General features: G+C 63.0%; 5 protein-coding genes. All 5 read right to left on the bottom strand.

All coding sequences use genetic code 11. From position 1 onward, the window contains the following. Positions 1 to 114: 114 nt before the first annotated feature. A complete protein-coding gene (locus K206_RS41080) occupies positions 115 to 516 on the bottom strand; it encodes a helix-turn-helix domain-containing protein (protein WP_081651635.1) in 402 nt (133 codons plus the stop codon). 1 nt (position 517) lies between these two features. After that, a complete protein-coding gene (locus tag K206_RS42335; RefSeq protein ID WP_020207052.1) occupies positions 518 to 748 on the bottom strand; it encodes a hypothetical protein in 231 nt (76 codons plus the stop codon). Further along, positions 748 to 969, bottom strand: a complete 222-nt coding sequence (locus K206_RS42330; protein ID WP_081651634.1) for a hypothetical protein — start codon at positions 967 to 969, stop codon at positions 748 to 750. Before K206_RS42330 ends, K206_RS42335 begins: the two co-directional genes overlap by 1 nt. 179 nt (positions 970 to 1,148) lie before the next feature. Then, the gene (locus K206_RS43460; RefSeq protein WP_155888416.1) at positions 1,149 to 1,622 is read right to left on the bottom strand and encodes a hypothetical protein; all 474 of its coding nucleotides are present in this window, start codon (positions 1,620 to 1,622) and stop codon (positions 1,149 to 1,151) included. Between the two features lie 104 nt (positions 1,623 to 1,726). Further along, positions 1,727 to 3,049, bottom strand: coding sequence for an integrase family protein (locus tag K206_RS0135815; RefSeq protein ID WP_020207051.1), 1,323 nt, complete (start codon positions 3,047 to 3,049; stop codon positions 1,727 to 1,729). Positions 3,050 to 3,243: the final 194 nt, after the last annotated feature.

The following is a 3,243-nucleotide window of genomic DNA, read 5'->3' as shown; positions in this document are numbered from 1 at the left end:
TTCGTTTTGCGGGGGCAAGCTCAGCCAACAAGTTGGCGTTGATACACCTTCGCCGCCTGTCTCACTTCGGATTAGGCAGGCGACGATCGCGGATTTTTGCTTGGTGGGGTGGTGTTAGTGCAGTGTGCGTGCGGCCTTGCGTTGCTCTGCGCGTTCTGTGTTCACCGCATCGATCCAGGCGCGGGCGCCGGCCGCGAGAGCGGCCTCACGTGCATGCTCCGGCAGCCAGTATTCGCTGACCGATGCAGTGCGGCCGTCAACGGTACGCTTCTCAATGTCGCGGCGTTTGATGTGCCAGCCGTAGTCCGCTTCAAGAGCGTGTACCACGGATGCCAGGCGGGTCGTGTTTTGCGCGAACACGGAGTCCATGTTTGTGAGGCGTCGGCCTTCAATCAGATGAGCCAATACCTCGGCCCTGACCGTATTGGTACGACTCGGTAGGCGGCCTGTCGTAGAATTGGGCTCTTCGTTCGCGCTCGTCTCTGCTTGCTGGGGGCGGGCGTTTTCTTTTTCCATGTCAGGCCCCTGCGTTGATGTGGTCGATCACGATTTCGCCATCAGCGGCTATCGGCATGGCCGCTTCGAAGGCGATGACAGCGGCGTGCAGGTGCTCCTGATACTCGGCCAGCATCTCAGGCGTGGCGTTGACGGGCGGGTGGGATACCAGCTTTGCAGCCGCCAGCAGGTCTACCGCGTAGCTCGGCACCGATGCGGGCGGGCGGCTCGGAGTTTGGTGGGCGTTTTTCATTATTCGCCCCCGTTCAGTAGCTTTGCTAGGTCCGCCACTTTCCAGGCGAGGCGGCCATTGATGCGGACGGGGCGGATGGGGCCATTCTCGAGGCAGGCCCATTTGCGTAACGTCTGAGGCCGGCGATTGATGATGGGTGCCGCCTCATTGGTGGTGATGGCATCGCGCGCGCCGGCAATTGAGGCGAGGCCGGGCGGGATGGCTTGAGCAAGGCTCGTCATGGTCAACGTCCAATACGGCCTCGCGTGGCGGGTCCTGGGACGCTGATAACGTGCTGAGTTCGTTTCAACGCTCCAGAATTCCGCCCCGCTCGGCTTTAAATCTCAGCGATGACGATTGTTGACGGCGCAATGGAGTCTGCGAATGCCCTATAGCCTGCCAACGGCTAGCCTCTGGCTGGCTAGCGGCTAGGTGGGGTCGGGCGTTTTCCGGAGGTATCACGGGATATTCCTAGTGCTTTGTGTTCTTGGTCGGCACAATCATCCCGCGTCTTGTACTTGCCGCTGGCCCACCTTTTGCGCATTTCGTCCTTCTTTTCCCAGTACCCTCCCCGCTGACCATGGCGAACTTCTGCCCCTTTTCTGCCGGCGCTCGAAAGGTTCTGGCCATGAAGATCGAGCATTAGCTTCTCAGCCTTGCTTGGTTTCTTGGCTCGCTCCAGGCCCAAAAGAACAAGCAAGGTAAATGCGTCATCGATTGGGTCTCGTAACAGTTCATCGCGAAGCGCAGAGAAGTTCTCGCGCAGCATATTGGAAAGACTCTCTGCTCGATCACTACCTCCAAACTTGCCAATGCCGACCACGGCCGCAAGCTCCACAACTGTCTGAGGCTCGGGGATTCCTGTGCTGCGAGACTTCCTGGCGTCCTTGCTCATTGCGCTCCTTCTCGCGCAAACCCTCATGAGGGAGCCCCTGCCGGGCCGGTGAAGGTGTCCGGCTTTTCCATCCGTCGATGTAGGCAAGGGCAAAACTGTGCCGGTCAGGCGGCGGCGATGACTCGCAGGCCGGGCTTGGCGCGTGCCGGGTCAAAGGCAACTCCTGCCTGCGCGAGTATCCATGCCTCGATGCGCTCATGGTGTAGGCGCAGCAGGTCCAGGGGGCGCACCGTGTAGTGCTTCTCGGCGGTCGCGCTGGGCTTGTGCCCCATGATTTGTGCCACCACGCCGGCTGGGCACTCCAGCCACTCGGTCAGGCTTCGGAATGAGCGGCGCAGGCCGTGCAGGGTCAGGCCATCAATGCCTGCCACCGCGCAAGCGCGGCCGTGCGGGTCGTGAGGTTTGCTTATGGGCTGGGGCGGCCTGTCAGGATTGGTCGCGGCGCTGGAGAACACCCATTCGCTGCGGCGGGGGAGGGCATACAGCAGGGAGGCGACATACGGCGTAAGCGGGATAGTGCGCTCGCCTTCCACCTTGTCGCGGATGGTCAAACCCTGCCACCTCTCGTTCAAGTCCTCCCAGCGCATCTCCAGCACCTCGCCCGGTCGCGCGCCGGTCAGTAGCAGGGTTTGCAGGTAGGCGGCGGTCACGGGGTTGGAAAGCTGGCGCACGGCAGAGAACCATCCGGTCAGCTGCTCGCGCTGCAAGGCGTCCTGTTTCACGCCAGCCGTGCCCAGCGCCTCGCGGCTCTTCTTGGTCCTAGCCGGGTTGCCTTCCACGGCGGCCGCGTAGGCTGGCTGCTCCGCACACCATGACAGGAAGCCTTTGAGCAGGCGCCACGCCAGCCGGGCCGATGCCGGGCGCTTCTTTCCCTCCCGCACCGCCCATGCTTCCACGGTGGGCGCGTCCAGCTCGCACAACTTCATGCTCATGAGCGGGTAGAGCGGGCCGGCGATGGTGACACCGCGCCCACGGGTGCCGCGCACCGCCGGCAGGCCGCCCGGCTGCGCCTTGGCAACATGGTCCTTATAGTGGCGCTCACCCCAGTACGGGCGACGGTCTTCCAGATATGCGCCCCAGGCTTCGCCAACCGTGACGGTTTGCACGGCGGCTGCTGCGGCGCGAGCCTCATGGGCGGCACGGGCCTCGGCTTTGACTTCGCGCGGGTCTTGGCCGGCGTCAATGAGCGTCTTGAGGCGTGCCGCCTCGGTTCGGGCTTTGCCCAAGTCCCACGCGCGTGGGTCGCCTATGGTGACGCGCACCGTCTTGCTGAACAGGCGGGACTCGAATACATAGGAGCGGGCGCCAGATGCTGTGACTCGCAGCCCCAGGCCGGGCGCCTTCGCGTCCCAATATAGCGTCTGGGTCTTGCCCGGCGCGCACTGATAGCCGGCAACGCGGCCGGCCGTGAAGCTCTCTTTGCTCATGTCCCGTTTCCCCCCGTGTCGGCCTACGTGGGCCTCCATGTAGGCACCGTGTAGGCGAATTATCGGAACATTAGGGAATATCGGTCAACTACCTGTGGCGCAGTATCTGCCCGTAAACCCTTTGCTGTAGCGGATTTCTCGGGTCTCTGGGCATCCCCGGAAAAATCGAGGCATGCCACTCGGCTCGGACTTTT

The sequence above is a fragment of the Cupriavidus sp. WS genome, from assembly GCF_000395345.1.
In the GTDB taxonomy this organism is placed as follows: Bacteria; Pseudomonadota; Gammaproteobacteria; order Burkholderiales; family Burkholderiaceae; genus Cupriavidus; species Cupriavidus basilensis_B.
The sequence above is the reverse complement of the archived record's forward strand: the minus strand, read 5'-3'. Positions and strand labels throughout refer to the sequence as shown.

What these genes read in the sequence shown, in the direction of transcription:
- K206_RS41080 (WP_081651635.1), bottom strand. Translation starts at nt 516, where the DNA reads ATGGAAAAAGAAAACGCCCGCCCCCAGCAAGCAGAGACGAGCGCGAAC.
- K206_RS42335 (WP_020207052.1), bottom strand. Translation starts at nt 748, where the DNA reads ATGAAAAACGCCCACCAAACTCCGAGCCGCCCGCCCGCATCGGTGCCG.
- K206_RS43460 (WP_155888416.1), bottom strand. Translation starts at nt 1,622, where the DNA reads ATGAGCAAGGACGCCAGGAAGTCTCGCAGCACAGGAATCCCCGAGCCT.
- K206_RS42330 (WP_081651634.1), bottom strand. Translation starts at nt 969, where the DNA reads ATGACGAGCCTTGCTCAAGCCATCCCGCCCGGCCTCGCCTCAATTGCC.
- K206_RS0135815 (WP_020207051.1), bottom strand. Translation starts at nt 3,049, where the DNA reads ATGAGCAAAGAGAGCTTCACGGCCGGCCGCGTTGCCGGCTATCAGTGC.